This is a genomic window from Pseudomonas sp. BYT-1 (genome assembly GCF_023611805.1).
Lineage (GTDB): Bacteria > Pseudomonadota > Gammaproteobacteria > Pseudomonadales > Pseudomonadaceae > Aquipseudomonas > Aquipseudomonas guariconensis.
The window spans coordinates 1-15,787 of the sequence record NZ_CP072561.1 but is presented as its reverse complement, the minus strand read 5'-3'; the positions used below and the strand labels follow the sequence as shown (position 1 = coordinate 15,787).

Here is a 15,787-nt window from a genome sequence, read left to right as displayed (position 1 = left end):
CCGGATCGTTTCCCTCGGAGGCGATCCGGCCCGGAGACCTCATGGAATCACTCAACCATACATTTTTTCTCTGGCTCAACGCACCGGAGCATCCCAGTGCTTTGGCTCTGACGTTGGCCACCTTCTTTGCCGAACAGCTCATCTGGGCGGTTCCACTCCTGATCGGCATCGGCTGGCTTCGCGGCGGCGAGCCTACCCGCAAGACGATGCTCGTTGCTAGCGCATCGGGATTGCTGGGCCTGCTCATCAACCAGATCATCGGCCTGGCTTGGTTGCATCCTCGACCTTTCATGATCGGCCTGGGTCACACCCTCATCCCTCATGTTGCCGATTCGTCTTTCCCAAGCGATCACCTGACGCTGTGGTGGGCGGTTGCCTTCAGCCTCGCGCTGCAACGAGGCCCACGAATTGCAGGCGTGACTTTGGCTTTGCTGGGCGTTCCCATTGCCTGGGCGCGCATCTACCTTGGAGTGCACTTCCCATTCGACATGCTCGGGGCCATCGCCGTTGCTGCAATCTGTGCCTGGCTGACGTTACGTGAAGCACACTGGTATCTATTGCCAAGTTATCAACTTTCCACCGGAATCCATCGGCGGCTTTTCAGCGGGTTGATCGCGCTTGGATGGGTGCGCGAGTGAGCCTATGGGCGGGCTAAGTCAGCATGTTCAAACTGCTGGCAAACCATTTCACCCCCGGCAGGAGAACACCATGAACAAATTGCCCACGAGCAGCACCACTGGCTGGCTCAATAAAGTCCCGGAAGTCGCGCTGTCGTTCTGGATCATCAAGATCATGTCCACCACGGTGGGCGAGACGGGAGCCGATTTCCTGGCGGTCAACGCAGGGTGGGGGCAAGGCGTGACTCGAACCGTCATGGCTGCCCTGTTGGCGGCCGCCTTGTTCATGCAGTTGCGCACCCGACGCTATACCCCTTGGATTTACTGGCTGACGGTGGTACTGGTCAGCGTGGTCGGCACCCAGATCACCGATCTGCTGACCGATGGCCTTGGCGTCAGCCTGTACATCAGCACCTCGGCGTTCGCCGTTGCGCTCGCCGCGATCTTCTTCGTCTGGTATCGGATCGAGCGCACCCTGTCCATTCACGACATTGTGACGCGCAGCCGGGAGCTGTTCTATTGGGCTGCCATCCTCTGCACGTTCGCGCTGGGCACGGCTGCTGGCGATTTGGCGACCGAGGCATTGGGCTTGGGCTTTACCTGGGGCGCGGTGGCGTTCGGTGTGCTGATTGGCATCACCTATACCGCCTGGCGCATGGGCGGCAACGCCGTTCTGACCTTCTGGATCGCCTACATCTTGACCCGCCCCTTCGGGGCCGCACTCGGCGACTTGCTGACGCAGGCCAAGACTTATGGTGGCCTTGGCATGGGTGCCATGTGGACAAGCGCCTTGTTCCTCACGGTGATCGTCATGCTGGTGGCCGTCGCGCAGATCGGCATGAATGGACGCCGCTCGGCCCAGCTCGTCGAATAACCCTCTTCGCTCTACACAAGGAGAAAAACATGTTCATACAGCACTCAATCGCTCGCTCTGTTGCGGCTATTTCGGCCGCCGTGCTCTTGGCCCTCGCGGCTGGTTGTTCCAAATCTGCCGATCAGAACAACGCAAGCTCGGCATCAACTACACCGGCCCAGACTGTCTCGGCCTTGCAAGTCAAAACTGCATCCAAGCTGGGCGACCTGTCGGCCTTCCGCAGCATCGCCACTGATGTCGCCGCCATCGTTGACAAGGGCGATCTGCCTGCTGCCAAGTCACGCATCAAGGACTTGGAAGTCGCATGGGATTCGGCCGAAGCCGGACTCAAACCGCGCGCGGCAGATGACTGGCATCTGCTCGACAAGGCCATCGACAAGTCGCTTGCGACGCTTCGCGCAGACACGCCAAGCCAGGCTGACTGCAAGGCTGCGATGGATGCCCTGCTGAAAACCTTTAACACGCTCGAAGGAAAGTGAGCGCGCCCCATGAAAACATCCACTGAACACGCTTTGGCCAAGGTGCCCGAAGTTACGCTGGGCTTCTGGCTCATCAAGATTGCCGCCACGACGCTCGGTGAAACTGGCGGTGATGCGGTTTCGATGTCCATGAACCTGGGCTACCTGGTCGGTACAGCCATCTTCGCGGCGATCTTCCTGGCTGCCGTGGTCGCGCAGGTCAAGGCCAAGGACTTCCACCCCTTCCTGTACTGGACGACCATCATCGCGACAACCACGGTCGGCACGACGCTGGCCGATTTCGCGGACCGATCGCTCGGAATCGGGTACGCTGGCGGTTCGAGCTTGCTGCTGGCCTTGCTGCTTGGCTCTCTCTTCGTCTGGCATCGCACCCTTGGCTCCGTGTCGGTAAGCACGGTCAGCTCGCCCAAGGCGGAAGCCTTTTACTGGTTGACGATTATGTTCTCCCAGACGCTGGGCACCGCGCTGGGCGACTGGACGGCTGATACGGCGGGCCTGGGATACACGGGTGCGGCCGTCGTGTTCGGCGGGCTGCTCGCGCTGGTCGTGGCAGCCTACTACTGGACGAGCGTGTCCCGCACGCTGCTGTTCTGGGCGGCGTTCATCCTGACGCGTCCGCTAGGTGCCGTGGTCGGCGATTTTCTGGACAAGCCGGTGAGCGCGGGCGGCTTGGCGCTGAGCCGCTATTCAGCGTCGGCCGCGCTGCTCACCTTCATAGTGGTGGCAATCCTGCTGTTCAGGCAGCGAGCCGCCAGGACGGCGCATTGAACAACAATTGAAGGGAGGGTGAGTGCGGGTATTGCTGGTCGAAGACGATCCCATGATCGGTGACGCGATCCAGGGCGCATTGAAGGATGCGTCCTACGCCGCCGACTGGGTGAAGGACGGGCAGACGGCGCTCACCACGCTGGGCTGCCAGCATTACGACCTGGTGCTACTCGACCTCGGTCTGCCCGGAAAGGATGGGCTGGAGGTGCTGGCCAGCATCCGAGCCAAGGACAACCCGGTTCCCCTGCTCATCATCACGGCTCGCGATGGTCTGGATGATCGCCTGCGCGGCCTGGATGGCGGGGCCGACGACTATGTGTCCAAGCCCTTTCAGATGGCGGAACTGCTGGCCCGGATGCGCGCCGTCCTGAGGCGCAAAGGTGGCACGGCAGCTCCCGTGCTCAGCAACGGCGTGGTGACGCTTGACCCGGCCACCAAAGAGGCTTGTGCCAATGATGGCCCCCAAGTGCAACTGTCCAACCGCGAGTTCTCGTTACTGCAAGCCTTGCTGGTTCGGCCTGGTGCCATCCTTTCGCGCAGCGAACTGGAGGATCGCATCTATGGCTGGGGGGAAGAAGTCGAAAGCAATGCCGTCGAATATCTAATCCACGCACTGCGGCGCAAGCTCGGTGGCGAGGTCATCAAGAACGTCAGGGGGGTCGGATGGATGGTCTCAAAAGGCGCTTGAACGAATCAGTTCAGCTCAAGCTGTCCTTCACCTTGTCGCTGGCCATCCTCGTGGTGGCCGTTGTGGCGGGCGTATTCTCGTTCCTGTCCGCCTTCGATGAAGCGCACGAACTACAGGACGATGTACTGCGCCAGGTGGCGCAGCTCATGGATCGCCAGCGCTTGTTGCCTGCCGTGCCAACCACCGATATCCGTCTCAAGGATGTCGATGAAGAGTCGCGCGTGATCGTCCAGCGCTTGGGTGAGGTCAGTCCCTCTACGGTAGGCGTGGATGCAGGAGGCGTGCTCCCGCTCCCGGCGACCTTGGCGGATGGATTGCACACGCTGGAAGTTGGTGGCGAGACGTTTCGCGTGCTGGTCAAGACCACGGCGAGCGGCGAACGCATTGCTGTGGCTCAGGAGTCCGGTTTCCGCAATGAAATTGCCCGCGACGGGGCACTGCGCACGGTGATGCCTTTCTTGATTCTCGTGCCGGTGCTGCTGTTGATCGTTGCTGACCTGGTGCGCAAGATGTTCCAGCCCATCGCGGCGCTGTCCAAGGAAATAGACCAGCGGGCAGAGCAGGAACTGCATCCCGTCGAAGACCGCCACCTTCCGGTCGAGGTACGTCCGTTTGTCGTGGCGATCAATCGCCTGCTCGCTCGTGTCAGCCAGTCGATGGAATCTCAGCGCCGCTTTGTGGCGGATGCCGCGCACGAGCTACGTTCGCCGCTGACAGCCATGTCGCTGCAAGCAGAACGGCTCGCGGAAGCGGAAATGTCCAGCGTGGCGCGCGAACGGCTGACGGTTTTGCGCCAAGGGATCGAGCGCGGCCGCAGCCTGCTCGATCAACTCTTGACCTTGGCCAAGGCACAGTCGGCCACCGACCTGCCGAAGTCGCCTGTATCTGTCCAGAGCATCTACCGCCGCGTGCTGGAAGACCTCATGCCGCTGGCCGAGGCCAAGCACATCGACATCGGTGTCGAAGGCGCGCTGGACGCCGAAGTGTGGGCAAGCGAGCTGGACATGATCGCTGTGGTCAAGAACCTAGTCGATAACGCCATCCGCTACACGCCAGAGGGAGGGCGTGTTGATCTTTCTGTGGGTGTTTCGGAAGGGAAGGTCGTACTACGTATTCAGGACAGTGGGCCTGGCATTCCGTTGGCTGAACGGGATCGAGTGTTTGATCCCTTCTACCGCACGCTGGGGAGCGAGCAGATCGGCTCGGGTCTGGGACTATCCATTGTCCAGACGATTGCCAATCGCATCGGTGCTGAAATCCGCCTCGACTTCTCAGATCAAGAGAAGCAAACTGGCTTAAATGTTGCCGTTATCGCTCCCATGCGGTAGCGGTTTGAGAAACGCGGAGGCAGGCTAAATGGTTAATTCGGCGGGGTGGTTTTATTGGGCTTTGCTGTCCGCTATCCTTGCGGCACTGACGGCTATTTTTGCCAAGGTTGGCATTCAGGGAGTTGATTCCGATCTGGCCACCTTGATCCGCACGGCCATCATCATCGTCGTCCTGTCGGCGTTTGTTGCCTACACGGGGAAATGGACCAACCCCTTGGAGTTATCACCCAAGACATGGCTTTTTCTCGGGCTGTCCGGCTTGGCGACAGGGGCATCGTGGGTCTGCTACTTCCGCGCACTCAAGATTGGCGATGCATCCAAGGTTGCGCCAGTGGATAAACTCAGTCTTGTCCTGGTGGCGGTATTTGCTTTCGCCTTTTTGGGCGAACGCCCGTCACTGAGGGAGTGGTCCGGCATTTCGATGGTCGCCGGAGGCGTTCTGTTATTGGCGTTCAAGTGATAACAGGTAGGACATACTGACTCAACCAGTCGTCACGATTCGTCTACAGTAACCGCTGTCCTGTCATCAAACTTGACTGAGCAGTTTCTCGCCATCAAGGCGCAACTCGCCCTTCGGCGAAATGTGCCGATACAAGGTCTGTCTTGTGATGCCCAGTTCCTGACATAGATCGCCGACCTTGGTTTCGGGCTGCCCCATAGCGGCCATCGCCAGCCGCAACTTGGCGGCAGTCATCTTGAAGGGCCGGCCGCCCTTCCTACCGCGCGCCCTCGCCGAAGCCAATCCTGCAATCGTGCGCTCGGTAATCAGTTCGCGCTCGAACTCGGCCAGCGCGGCGAAGATGCCGAAGACCAACTTGCCGGCGGCCGTCGTGGTGTCAATGGCTGCACCGTGCCCAGTCAACACTTTCAGACCGATGCCTCGCCCGGTCAGGTCATGCACGGTGTTGATGAGATGCCGCAGATCGCGCCCGAGCCGGTCAAGTTTCCACACCATCAACGTATCCCCCGGTCGTAGCGCCTTCAGGCAGCTCAACAGGCCGGGACGATCCTCGCGTTTGCCCGACGCTTGATCCTCGTAGAGATGGGCCGGATCGACGCCGGCAGCGATCAACGGATAGCCAACGGTCTTGGCGTCAACCACTGCGCCGAGCGGCGTCTTGCCCTCGCGCGGATCGCCCACCGCCATGGTGGCGACTTTCGCCTGAAACTTGACGGATAGGAAATTCAACCGCATGAGGCCAAGTATGGCACGAGTTTTGGGCCTCGAAACACGTTCGGCCAAGGAAGGTTGAGCGCTCGCTTGCCGCTCAATGGCAAGAGCTTGGGAGGCAGTATGCATTTGGGCCTGGCGCGCGCGCAGCTGCTTCCCCGCAGCGATGGATACCGCCGCTTCACTGGGTCACCAATTGACGCGCTGGTCTACCTCGTCGGGTTGAGCTGCCAGATCCCAATCCGGCTCGCCTTGCGCACCATCATCCACCGGCGCGTCGCAGCCCTCCCACAGCGGTGGCCCGCGTGCCGGGGTGATGTGCGGGGGGGCAGACTCCACCCCGATGTGGTTCAGGATGTGGCGGATTTCGGCGCTGTGGGTGATGAAGGCAATGATGCGCATCTGCCCACCGCACATGGGGCACAGCAGCGGAAATGCCTCGTAGATGCGGGCAATCAGCACCGCCCACAAGTAATGCGCCGCTCGCTTCGGGCGTGCTTCAGGTTCGGGTGTGGGTGTGGCCGCGTTGCCCGGCGCCGCCACCCCAGGTACGCCCGCGCCAGGTTGTGCAGTCTCCACCGTGGCTGGTTGCGACGCAGCAGGCTGAGCCAGCGCCGTTACCGCCGCTCTCAGCGGCGAGTTTGGTGCCAGCACACCAAAGTAGCGGTGCCGGTGGGTGCGTGGCGGTGGCACCAGCGCGGCGATGCGGTCGATCAGTTCCAGCGGTGTGAGGTGCAGCTCATCAACCTTGGCACCGCGCTTGTCGCTGGTGGGTTCGCTGCGCTGCTTGCCGCAGCGGTACACCAGTTTGCTTCCCTCTTTGCGTAGGCGCTCCATGGAAAACGGTGGACGCGCGCAATAGCGCAGCAGCCGCTCCAGCGCAGCGCGGTCGTGGGCTTCGATGCACACCCCCGCATCCACCGAGAAGCCGCTGTGTTTGTAGCCCAGCATGTCTTTGGCGTCACAGTTCTCCAGCAGGCCCCGAGCAACGAAGGCGCGCAGGATGCGTTTTTGCAGTGTGGTCTGCACTGGGGCCACGGTAGCCGCATCGATGCCGGTGGCCGCGTGAAAGATGACACCCGGCGATGAGATTCGAGGGGTCGCATCAGCATCGCCCTCGCCCTCCACTTCCTCAAACACCCCGTCCACCACACAAACGTGGAAGTGGACGTGTTCATTGAGGCTGGAGCCGAATCGGTGAATGAAGGCGATGGCACCGATGTGCAGGCCTGCCTTGTCCATATGGGCCGCACCGGGGCTGTGGGTCTGCAGAGTTTGTGCGATCACCCGCAGAAAGATGCGCAGCACCATGCTCAGCACCGCTCCGTCGCGCTGCATGAAGTAACGAAGCCGCTTGGGAACCGACAGCACCCACTGGCGCACCGGCAGGCGGGGGAATACGTGATCGTTCAGGTGCGCTGCTGTCTCCACCATGCGCCGGGTGGTGCACGAGGGGCAGACTCCCCGGCCTTTGCAGGAGAAAGCGACGAAGTAGTCGTGCCCACAGTCGCCGCAGCGAGCGCGGGCAAAGCCATGGGCAAAGATGCCGCACTCAAGATACTTGGCAAACGCTTTGCGCACGAAGGGCTTGGGGGTGTGGTGGTCGCCCTGGCCGTCGAACTGACCCGCGCTGGCCAACTCTAGCCAGGTCTCGTAGTGCTCGGCTACCGTTTGGTAGAGCAGCGTGCGTTCGGGGTGGCGTGGGTTGTAGAGCTTGGGCTTGGAAGTGGCTGACATGAATACTGTACAAATGCACAGTATTCTGCGGCGATTGTTTGGGTACGCAAAGCACAAGGCCCGAACCGTCGCCAGTTCGGGCCTTGGCAGGGTAGCTTGGCTGCGGACTTACTTGCGCGCAGGCGGCACATCCGTGCAGCTGCCATGCGCCACTTCCGCCGCCATGCCAATGGATTCGCCAAGGGTTGGATGCGGGTGGATGGTCTTGCCGATGTCCACTGCGTCGGCACCCATCTCGATAGCCAGCGCGATCTCTCCGATCATGTCGCCCGCGTGGGTGCCGACCATGCCACCGCCCAAGATCTTGCCGTGGCCCCGGCCAGCATGGCCGTCTCCTGATCCTGCTTCGGGGCTGTCGTCGAACAGCAGCTTGGTGAAGCCTTCGTCGCGCCCGTTGGCAATGGCACGGCCGGAGGCGGCCCAGGGGAACAGGCCTTTCTTGACCTTGACGCCCTGGGCCTTGGCCTGGTCTTCGGTGAGCCCCACCCAGGCCACTTCGGGGTCGGTGTAGGCCACGCTGGGGATGACGCGGGCGTTGAAGGCGGCAGCGGCCAGTTCCTTGTTGCCTTGCAGTTCACCGGCGATGACTTCGGCTGCCACATGCGCCTCGTGCACCGCCTTGTGCGCCAGCATGGGCTGGCCCACGATGTCGCCGATGGCGAAGATGTGCGGCACATTGGTGCGCATCTGGATGTCCACGTTGGGGTCTCCTCGTTTTCAGTGCAATAAGTGACGGTACGAAAAGCTAGCACTGGCGCGGAGGTGGTGTTGGTAGATCGTTGATTTCATTGACTTTCCTGTTCACTTTCAAATCTGCGATTCGTGGCGTCAAACCGTGGTCGGTTTCATCCATTGGTGCCAGTTATCGATGCATTTGGCCGCGAAGGCAGGATTTGGTCAGCATAGCGGTCAACCGGGAAGCGAAACACACCCCGCAAGTTGATGCTCTCCAGCTTGGTGGGCGCAATCTTCCCGATCAGTTCCGGTGGAATGACCTGGCGGCGGTTCGACCAGCGATCCAGGACCGCCTGCATCTGTGAGGTATTCCACGCCATCACGATGTTGGCCATCAGGCTCAACGCATCGGCCACAGCCTGCATTTCATCGACACGTTTGGCCTGCGCCGGGCTGATCCGGCCGGTATAAATGGCGCGCTTGAGGGCGTTAACAGCCTCGCCCCGATTGAGCACCCGGCGCAACTCGTTCCTGAAAGCGTCCTTGACAAAGTAGTCAGCCAAAAACGCCGTACGCAGCAACCGCCCCAATTGCACGCCAGCCTCATAGATTGGATCGCCCTGGGCGGCAGAACCGAACCGCGCAAGAGCTGCCACCGCACTGGCATGTCCGCTCATGACCGAGGCTGCCAGGTGCACCAGACTATCCCAATGCTTTTCGATCAAAGCGACGTCGACATTGGCTTCGCACACCGCAGCGATTTCTGCGGGCACTTTGGTGCCGCGTGGCACAAAGAGGTGGCGCTGTTTGAGTTCCTTCAACCGCGGGCAAAGATCAAAACCAAGCAAACGGGCATGTGACATGGCAAAGTGGGCAAAGATCAAAACCAAGCAAACGGGCATGTGACATGGCAAAGTCGGTGTAGCCATGGGTATCCACAGCAAGCTGGCTGACTTGGCAGCTACAGAGGGACGTGTCGTGGCGCAGGCTCGCGTAGTGCTTGGGGGTCGGGGCCTCGCTCAGACAGATCGTGCATTGGCGGGCAGGACCCGCCTGCCCGCCCTATCCGACATGTGTGGGAGGCCCCGATGTTCACCGAGCGTACGAGTGTCGGCCTGGATGTGCACGCCCTCTCGGTGCGTGCTGCTGGGTCGGACACCAGGACGGTCAGTTGTTCGAGAAGACGTTGACCCCGTCACCCGAGCACATCAGGGACTGGATCCGGCGGCGGCCGGGACCGGTCGCAGCGGCCTACGAGGCAGGACCTCCGCGTTCGGTCTGTACCGGGCGTCGACCGTAGCCGGCACTGGAGGAGTATTACGACAGGGGAACGCGGTGCCGTCCAGGGGGCGGGTGTCGTAGGCGGCGATCTGGGCGTCCAGGCTGGCGCAGATCCGGGAGACCTCGGACTTGGAGATCCCGCTGCCGACGCCTAGCGCGGCGACGAGGTCGTCGACCTTGGGGGTCGACACGCCGTGGACATAGGTCGCCATGATGACGGCGTGCAACGCCACGTCGACCCAACGGCGGGGCTCGAGCAGGGTAGGAAACGACCCGTGCGCAGCTGGGGATCCGGACGGTGAGGTCGCCGGTGGTCGTCGAGACGGTCCTGGGTCGGCTGCCGTTGCGCTGGTTGGTGCGGTCCTCGGTCCGCTCGTGGGGTGCCGCGCCGGACACCGAGGTGGCCTCGGCTTCGACGAGTGCCTGAAGCATGAGGCCGAGCATCTGACGCATCATGTCGCCCTCATCGGCGGCCCGCAGCATCTGGGTGAGCTCGAGCAGGGCAGACTGGTTCAGGGTCATGGCGTGAGTCCCGTTCTGCGAGTTGACTAGAGCCTTCTCGCAGAGCCTCACGCGATGGCCCGCCTAGTCTGGACGACACCCCGTACAGGGCCAGTTCGTGGTTGAGGCGGGCTGCTACTTCCACCACTCCTGTCACCCAAGCCTCACCGGATGCGGCGCCCTCCGTGGCGGAATCAGACAAGGATCGCGGCGGTAAAAGTCAACAATGATGCGACATGGGTGACAGCCTTAACGCGCATGGCCAAGTATCCCAGTCGGAATCTCGTGACGTTGCTCCTCAGCTAAGCCTGAGGACTCGCCGCACACCGCAGTTCGCGACCGCCAGGGCAGTTGACATCTTCGGTTTGAGAAGTTAACATTTTGAGAACGATCGGCGGGAGAAAAAGGGGTGTGCGCGAGCAACCTGTCCCAGAAGCGCATCTGGGCCCTAACTGAGCGTATCGACGGAACAACGCCCAAGAGGAGAGAGTTTGATGGCAGTGGAAAAGAAGAGCCGCGTGTACGCAGGGGCCGCGGATCCTGCGCTTCACGATTGGAAGCCCTTCCAGTGGGACGAGCCGGCGCTGGGTCGGGTTGAAACGCAGGGCGAAGTTGCGATCTTCCGACCGGAAGGGACAAGCGGCCGCTTGGTCGCTGGCTTCTGGCGATACCATGCAGGTGCTCCCGGCGCCAACCCAGACGGCTCGGGAACGGTACTATCGACGTCTCCCATGGGGGATGGTGTCTGGGTGATTCTCGACGGGTCGGCGACCGTCACCGCCAATCAAGCTGGAACGAGTCACCAGGTGGGTCCCAATTCGATCGTTCACGTTCCGAAGGGTGTCGAGCATACCTGGGATATTGCAGGACCGTACTTGAAGACATTCTGGGTCTCTTGGGATTGTGATAACCCCACCGGCGCCGATTTGAACGACATCTACATTGCAAGTACCAACGACAATCCGCATTCCGACGAATGGGTCACTTACGTTTTCAATGAGCCGCTTGAAGGCGAGTTGGTTTCCGGCGAGTACATTACCTTGTATCCCCAAGGGAGCAGCGGCACGTACTTCACTGCTCTGTGGCGAGTGGGTAAGGGCATTCCCGGTGGCGACGCTGATGGAACCTGTAGAGTTGGCTATACGTCCACCCTCGGAGATGAAACCATCTTGCTTCTCGAAGGCGAGGTTCACATCCGGGATGACTCGACAGGCGAAGAGTTCGAGTTCCGAGCAGGTGACCTCATCGCGCTACCTGCGGGAGATCACATTACGTGGACCGCAAAGGGGCCGTTTGTCAAGAAGTTCTCGGTGATCACTGGCGCGTCGCTGACCGCCTAGCCCTCGTGGCCGCCGGATATGCAAGGGTGACCTGCGGCGGCGCCTGTGTCACAATGCGACGGGAGATCCCAGCCTGGCTCGCCAAGGCTCTCGCCCTAAGCTTGAGCAACGCTCCCAAACCGAGCAGATTGTCGGTTAGGTCGCTGCGGTGGATCCGTGGTGTCAGAACATCTGACATCCGCCGGGCGGGCCGAGCACGCATCGGACTAGACCGTATGGAGTACCGCTCGGGGCTGCTGCGGGTTGTTGCGGGCCAGGGACCCACAAATGGGTCACGGACTAGGGGATGGCCTGCTCGGGCTTATCCAACGGTTATGGAACGCCCCGGTGTGAACCGAGCGTACGAGCGTTGGGCTCGACGTGCACGCACGATCCGTAGTAAGAGCGAGGCTATCGCGGTGGCCAGGATTTGCCGCCGGGTCGCCCACGCCAGTGTCTTGCGGGATCGGGTGTTGATTCGCTCCTCGACGCGTCGGAGGTCCGCGATGGGGTGGGCCCGCGGGTCGCTGCCCTTGGGGAAGAAGTACTGGCAAGCAGACCGTTGCTGTTCTCGTTGGTTGACCGCTGCCAGGGCTTGCCGGCGTGGGCGAAGAAAAACCCTCGGCGAAGAGCGCAGCGACCTGATTATGACCGGCCATCTCCGAGCTCTGATCTCAGGAAAGGGGAGCCGGGCAGATTTTGGAAGCTCGCCGAGGGTCTGGTGCATGCCCGCGATCAGCGCTTCGGCGGTACGACGTCCGGGCGGGTGAACGAGCCTTACGTAGCAGCCGCGATCCCGAGTCCGGTGGCCAGGTGGGTCTTTCCGGTGCCGGGCGGGCCGAGCAGGACGACGTTGCGGGCTTCGGTCAGGAACCCGCCGGATGCCGACGACGCGATCTGCTGCCGGACGGCGGGTTGGGCGTCCCAGTCGAACTCCTCGATGGTCTTCTGGGCTGGGAACCCGGCGGCGCGGATCCGCAGCTGGGCCTCGGATGCGTTGCGGGCTGCGACCTCGCGGTCGAGCACGGCGGCGAGGTACTCCTCGTGGGTCCAGCCGGCATCACGGGCGTGGTCGGCCAACCTTGCTGCGGCTTCGGTGATCCGGGGCGCCTTCAACGCTGATGCCAGGTAGGTCAGCTGCTTGAGCGCCTCGGTCGCCTCGGTCTTCGCCTTGCCTGCCATCAGGCCACCTCCTCACCATCGATGGGGCCGTTGGTCATGCCGCCGTCGAGGAGCCCGAACGCGCGGTCGTAGTCGGCCAGGTCCCGTTCCATGTCGTCGTCCGGAGCCGGTGTCGCGTGGGGACGCTGGAACTGTTCACGCAGCACCTTCGCTGCCGCGACGTGGGCGGGATCGGTGATGGTCATGCCGCGTGCCGAGACCCGGTCGTGGGTTGCGACCAGGCGACCTTCGTGGCGGACCTCGGCACGGGCCAGGTCGGCATGGACGTCGACGAACCGGCCGATGACAGCAGGGTCGACGGAGTAGTCGTTGCTGTCGACGCGGACGTAGTAGTCACGTCCCAGCCGGACCCGGTTGGCCCATCCGACCGCTGGGGCGACCGGCGGCAACGGGAGCATCGCCGCCCGGTCGGCATCGAGCAGGTCGATCGGACGGGCCTTGATCGTGCGCACGACCCGGCCGTTGGCGATGGACAGCCAGTCGCCGAACTGGATGTTGAAGTCAGCCGGGGACTTGAAGTCGCGGCCAGGCATGAAGGAGGTCTCGAAGTAGCCGTTCCTGCGTTCGACCACGCCCTTGGATTCGGGGTCGTTCGGCTTGAGTCGCTGCAGCGTCGTGGCCAGCGTCCCGGTGAACGCGCTGACCCCTTCGGCGTGCCGCTTGCCACGTCCGATGCCAGTCTCGTTGTCCCAGATCAACCGTCGTGGGACCCCTCCGAGCAGCTGTAGCAGCATCCACATCCCCAGCAGCAGATCGGCTGTGGTCCGGGTCGGGATCATCCGCCCGAGGATGAACCGGGAGTGGGCCGCGGTGATCACGAGGACCGGCAGCAGCATCTTGGTGCCGTCCTCGAGCGGGATCTTCTTCGGCGGGAACCACAAGTCGCACTGCGCCGCATCCCCGGGCAGCCAGACCAGCCGGTCTGCGGGGTCGACCGGCCGGTGGTCAGGCCGCAACCGGCGGACGTTGTCACGGAACCAGGTGATCGACCCAGTCCAGCCGACCCGCTCGGCGATCACCGTCGCCGGCATGTCCGGCGTCTTGGCCAGCAGCTGTCGCACCGCCGGCTCGAACGGGGTGAACGATGTCGACACCGCCGGCCGCTCGTACTTCGGCGGCCCGTCCGAGGCCAACGCCCGCTCGACCGTCGACCGTCCGATGCCCAAGTCCCGTGCGACCTGACGCTGCGAAACACCGTCCGCTACCAGCCGCCGGATCAGAGCCCAATCCTCCACAGAGATCACCCATCCAATCTGTCTGGGTGGCCTCGTTTTCGACCGTCGCTATGGCCTCGTTTTCAAGCGTCGTCGACACCCACACACCAGCGTGATCGCGGACAACCCGCCACACCCTGTTCAGGCCGGCTCGCACCGTCCTAGAGCGTCTGGTAGATCGTCTCGTGACACACGTGCCAACGCGGCCGGCCGGAGGCTCGGTGCGCAGCTAGACAGCGAGTTGTTCCGGGCTCCACTCCAACTGTTGCTTGGCCCGGACTGCCTCCTTCGGGCCCGCTAGGTGACGAAACGACCACCCGTTCGATGTGCTCGGCTCGTCGCAGCGGTGGCAGACCACCGCGTTCAGCCCGCCACCGGTGGCCCGTATTCCGACCGATCCCAACGAGGGTGCAGGCCTCGCCTGCCGACGCCTGCCAGGATCAGATGCCAGTACTCGTCCTCGATCCCCAGACGTCGTTTGCGTCCCCGTCTTCCCAACATGCTCTTCCTTGCCAGCGAGTATTGCGACGTGACAACGAATCCGCCTGCCGCGAGGGGGTTAGTTTCAGCCTCCGTTGGCAGCATCCATACGCGTGAAGGGGTAGACGCTGGCAGCGCCTAACGCCCCTTCGTGGCGACTTTAGCCAAGGGTTTCGACGGGAATAGTCTAGACCTGTCCCGAGTTAGCGTTCTACCGTTAGGAAAAGAAGATGGACATTCATGCGCAGGGAAGAGGAAGATTATGCTTACGCAAGCACTGGATCCTAGGGTGCAGATGATTCGAGATTACGCAGATGCATGGAATCGGCACGCAGTTGATGACATGATTCAATTTCACACAGAAGACACAGTCTGGACCCTCCCCGCAGTACAGATGGAGAACGTGGGGAAGGCTGCGGTGTACAAGGCGTTTGAGAGCGTCTTCGAGTATTGGCCAGACGTTCGGTTCACGGAACGCCGAATGCGTTACGGCGGCGACATTGTAGCAATCGAGACGTACCTTTATCAGACTCTTAAGAAGCCACTTGAACTTGGAAATGTGGTAATACAACCTAATGGCAAGACGGTACGAATTGACCTGTGTGACATCTTGACGTTGGAAGACGGAAAGATTAGCAGAAAGGACTCCTACATGAACCTGCCTTACCAGCAGGAAATCCTTGAGGGCGGCCGCCGAGGGGGCCTAAGATCCTGATCGTTGGCGCCGCGACGCTGTTAGCCTCCCTGCACTGGACGGTATGACGTGACCGGCTCGGCCTGAGCCCGTTGCGGGCCGAGGCCTCACTCACAAGATTCGTGGGTTACCGAGCAGCGCAGCCTGCTCGGCCTGTCCGCCAGTTGTGGGAGGCCGCGGTGTTTTACCGAGGGTACGAGCGTTGGGTTCGACCTGCATGCCAGTTCGGTCGCGGCAGCAGCGATCGACGGCGTCACGGGCGAGTTGTTCCAGACAGAGCTGACCCCGTTCTACGACCACATCGAGTCCTGGATCACCGGCCTGCCGGGTCCGGTCGCGGAGGCCTACGAGGCGGGGCCGACGGGCTTCGGTTTGTACCGGGATCTGACCGCGGCCGGGATCCGATGCGAGGTCCTCGCGCGACCGAAGCTGTAGAAAACCCGCCAGTGACCGTCAAGACCGACCTGTTGACCGAACTACTGGGCTCCCGAATCGCGGGGTGCGTGCCCGGTTGACCTGTGCTGGCTAGGTTCCCCGCTCGTGACGAATGACGACGAGCCACGGAGTCTGCGCGAGCTGGTGGTGCCGCTGGTGGGGTCGCTTGAGGCGACCGACGATGTGTTCGCGCCCTTCGGCTGGTGGACGAGGGGGGCGTTGCGGTTCGCCCGGTAGCGGCGTTCTTCGCCGAGTTGACCGCGTGTGGACGGATAGGAAATTCAACCGCATGAGGCCAAGTATGGCACGAGTTTTGGGCCTCGAAACACGTTCGGCCAAGGAAG

Annotated in this window: 12 protein-coding genes and 6 pseudogenes; 11 read left to right on the top strand and 7 right to left on the bottom strand. The window is 62.2% G+C overall.

Annotation, left to right across the window (positions count from 1 at the left end):
- The first annotated feature begins 41 nt into the window (after window positions 1-41).
- The 7 genes from J5X93_RS27700 to J5X93_RS27670 all read left to right on the top strand — a co-directional run bounded on the left by J5X93_RS27700 (window position 42) and on the right by J5X93_RS27670 (window position 5,214).
- The gene (locus J5X93_RS27700; protein ID WP_011517526.1) at window positions 42-638 is read left to right on the top strand and encodes an undecaprenyl-diphosphatase; all 597 of its coding nucleotides are present in this window, start codon (window positions 42-44) and stop codon (window positions 636-638) included.
- A 70-nt stretch (window positions 639-708) separates the two neighbouring features.
- The gene (locus J5X93_RS27695; RefSeq protein ID WP_005797951.1) at window positions 709-1,491 is read left to right on the top strand and encodes a COG4705 family protein; all 783 of its coding nucleotides are present in this window, start codon (window positions 709-711) and stop codon (window positions 1,489-1,491) included.
- Window positions 1,492-1,520: 29 nt separating this feature from the next.
- Window positions 1,521-1,970 carry a hypothetical protein gene (locus tag J5X93_RS27690; protein ID WP_076205818.1) on the top strand — a complete coding sequence of 150 codons (450 nt, stop codon included), beginning with the start codon at window positions 1,521-1,523 and terminating at the stop codon, window positions 1,968-1,970.
- A gap of 9 nt (window positions 1,971-1,979) precedes the next feature.
- Window positions 1,980-2,738, top strand: a complete 759-nt coding sequence (locus tag J5X93_RS27685; RefSeq protein ID WP_011875625.1) for a COG4705 family protein — start codon at window positions 1,980-1,982, stop codon at window positions 2,736-2,738.
- Window positions 2,739-2,760: 22 nt separating this feature from the next.
- A complete protein-coding gene (locus tag J5X93_RS27680; protein WP_005797956.1) occupies window positions 2,761-3,426 on the top strand; it encodes a response regulator transcription factor in 666 nt (221 codons plus the stop codon).
- Window positions 3,402-4,754 (top strand): ATP-binding protein, encoded by a 1,353-nt coding sequence (locus tag J5X93_RS27675; RefSeq protein ID WP_029310059.1) that lies wholly within the window; start codon window positions 3,402-3,404, stop codon window positions 4,752-4,754. Before J5X93_RS27680 ends, J5X93_RS27675 begins: the two co-directional genes overlap by 25 nt.
- A 28-nt stretch (window positions 4,755-4,782) precedes the next feature.
- A complete protein-coding gene (locus J5X93_RS27670; protein WP_005797960.1) occupies window positions 4,783-5,214 on the top strand; it encodes an EamA family transporter in 432 nt (143 codons plus the stop codon).
- 66 nt (window positions 5,215-5,280) lie between these two features.
- Here J5X93_RS27670 and J5X93_RS27665 read toward each other — a convergent pair whose 3' ends face one another.
- The 4 genes and pseudogenes from J5X93_RS27665 to J5X93_RS27650 form a co-directional block, all read right to left on the bottom strand.
- Window positions 5,281-5,949 (bottom strand): recombinase family protein, encoded by a 669-nt coding sequence (locus J5X93_RS27665; protein ID WP_237306186.1) that lies wholly within the window; start codon window positions 5,947-5,949, stop codon window positions 5,281-5,283.
- 165 nt (window positions 5,950-6,114) lie between these two features.
- Window positions 6,115-7,662: an IS91-like element ISCR8/ISPps1 family transposase gene (locus tag J5X93_RS27660; protein WP_076205821.1), complete on the bottom strand. Its 1,548-nt coding sequence runs from the start codon at window positions 7,660-7,662 to the stop codon at window positions 6,115-6,117.
- 108 nt (window positions 7,663-7,770) lie between these two features.
- Window positions 7,771-8,376 (bottom strand): annotated as a pseudogene (locus J5X93_RS27655) (oxidoreductase dimerization domain-containing protein); the annotation flags it as partial.
- Window positions 8,377-8,507: 131 nt separating this feature from the next.
- A pseudogene (locus tag J5X93_RS27650) lies at window positions 8,508-9,294 on the bottom strand (Tn3 family transposase); the annotation flags it as partial.
- Window positions 9,295-9,425: 131 nt separating this feature from the next.
- On the opposite strand from J5X93_RS27650, the pseudogene J5X93_RS28695 reads away from it, so the two are divergent.
- Window positions 9,426-9,642: pseudogene (locus J5X93_RS28695) on the top strand (hypothetical protein); the annotation flags it as partial.
- 20 nt (window positions 9,643-9,662) lie between these two features.
- On the opposite strand, the pseudogene J5X93_RS27640 reads toward J5X93_RS28695, so the two are convergent.
- Window positions 9,663-10,140: pseudogene (locus J5X93_RS27640) on the bottom strand (transposase); the annotation flags it as partial.
- 473 nt (window positions 10,141-10,613) lie between these two features.
- Here J5X93_RS27640 and J5X93_RS27635 point away from each other — a divergent pair.
- A complete protein-coding gene (locus tag J5X93_RS27635) occupies window positions 10,614-11,459 on the top strand; it encodes a cupin domain-containing protein (protein WP_250036162.1) in 846 nt (281 codons plus the stop codon).
- 762 nt (window positions 11,460-12,221) lie between these two features.
- Here J5X93_RS27635 and J5X93_RS27630 read toward each other — a convergent pair.
- Window positions 12,222-12,620 (bottom strand): annotated as a pseudogene (locus tag J5X93_RS27630) (ATP-binding protein); the annotation flags it as partial.
- Window positions 12,620-13,864, bottom strand: a complete 1,245-nt coding sequence (istA, locus tag J5X93_RS27625; protein WP_408899684.1) for an IS21 family transposase — start codon at window positions 13,862-13,864, stop codon at window positions 12,620-12,622. The pseudogene J5X93_RS27630 and the gene istA, both read right to left, overlap by 1 nt.
- 712 nt (window positions 13,865-14,576) lie before the next feature.
- Between istA and J5X93_RS27620 the strand changes: the two genes are divergently transcribed.
- A complete protein-coding gene (locus tag J5X93_RS27620) occupies window positions 14,577-15,029 on the top strand; it encodes a nuclear transport factor 2 family protein (protein WP_250036164.1) in 453 nt (150 codons plus the stop codon).
- A gap of 132 nt (window positions 15,030-15,161) precedes the next feature.
- Window positions 15,162-15,462, top strand: a pseudogene (locus tag J5X93_RS28690) (hypothetical protein); the annotation flags it as partial.
- Between the last annotated feature and the right edge of the window lie 325 nt (window positions 15,463-15,787).

Bases quoted from the DNA above. Each gene is read 5' to 3' on its own strand.
- J5X93_RS27700 (WP_011517526.1), top strand. From the start codon at position 42: ATGGAATCACTCAACCATACATTTTTTCTCTGGCTCAACGCACCGGAG.
- J5X93_RS27695 (WP_005797951.1), top strand. From the start codon at position 709: ATGAACAAATTGCCCACGAGCAGCACCACTGGCTGGCTCAATAAAGTC.
- J5X93_RS27690 (WP_076205818.1), top strand. From the start codon at position 1,521: ATGTTCATACAGCACTCAATCGCTCGCTCTGTTGCGGCTATTTCGGCC.
- J5X93_RS27685 (WP_011875625.1), top strand. From the start codon at position 1,980: ATGAAAACATCCACTGAACACGCTTTGGCCAAGGTGCCCGAAGTTACG.
- J5X93_RS27675 (WP_029310059.1), top strand. From the start codon at position 3,402: ATGGATGGTCTCAAAAGGCGCTTGAACGAATCAGTTCAGCTCAAGCTG.
- J5X93_RS27670 (WP_005797960.1), top strand. From the start codon at position 4,783: ATGGTTAATTCGGCGGGGTGGTTTTATTGGGCTTTGCTGTCCGCTATC.
- J5X93_RS27665 (WP_237306186.1), bottom strand. From the start codon at position 5,949: ATGCGGTTGAATTTCCTATCCGTCAAGTTTCAGGCGAAAGTCGCCACC.
- J5X93_RS27660 (WP_076205821.1), bottom strand. From the start codon at position 7,662: ATGTCAGCCACTTCCAAGCCCAAGCTCTACAACCCACGCCACCCCGAA.
- J5X93_RS27635 (WP_250036162.1), top strand. From the start codon at position 10,614: ATGGCAGTGGAAAAGAAGAGCCGCGTGTACGCAGGGGCCGCGGATCCT.
- J5X93_RS27620 (WP_250036164.1), top strand. From the start codon at position 14,577: ATGCTTACGCAAGCACTGGATCCTAGGGTGCAGATGATTCGAGATTAC.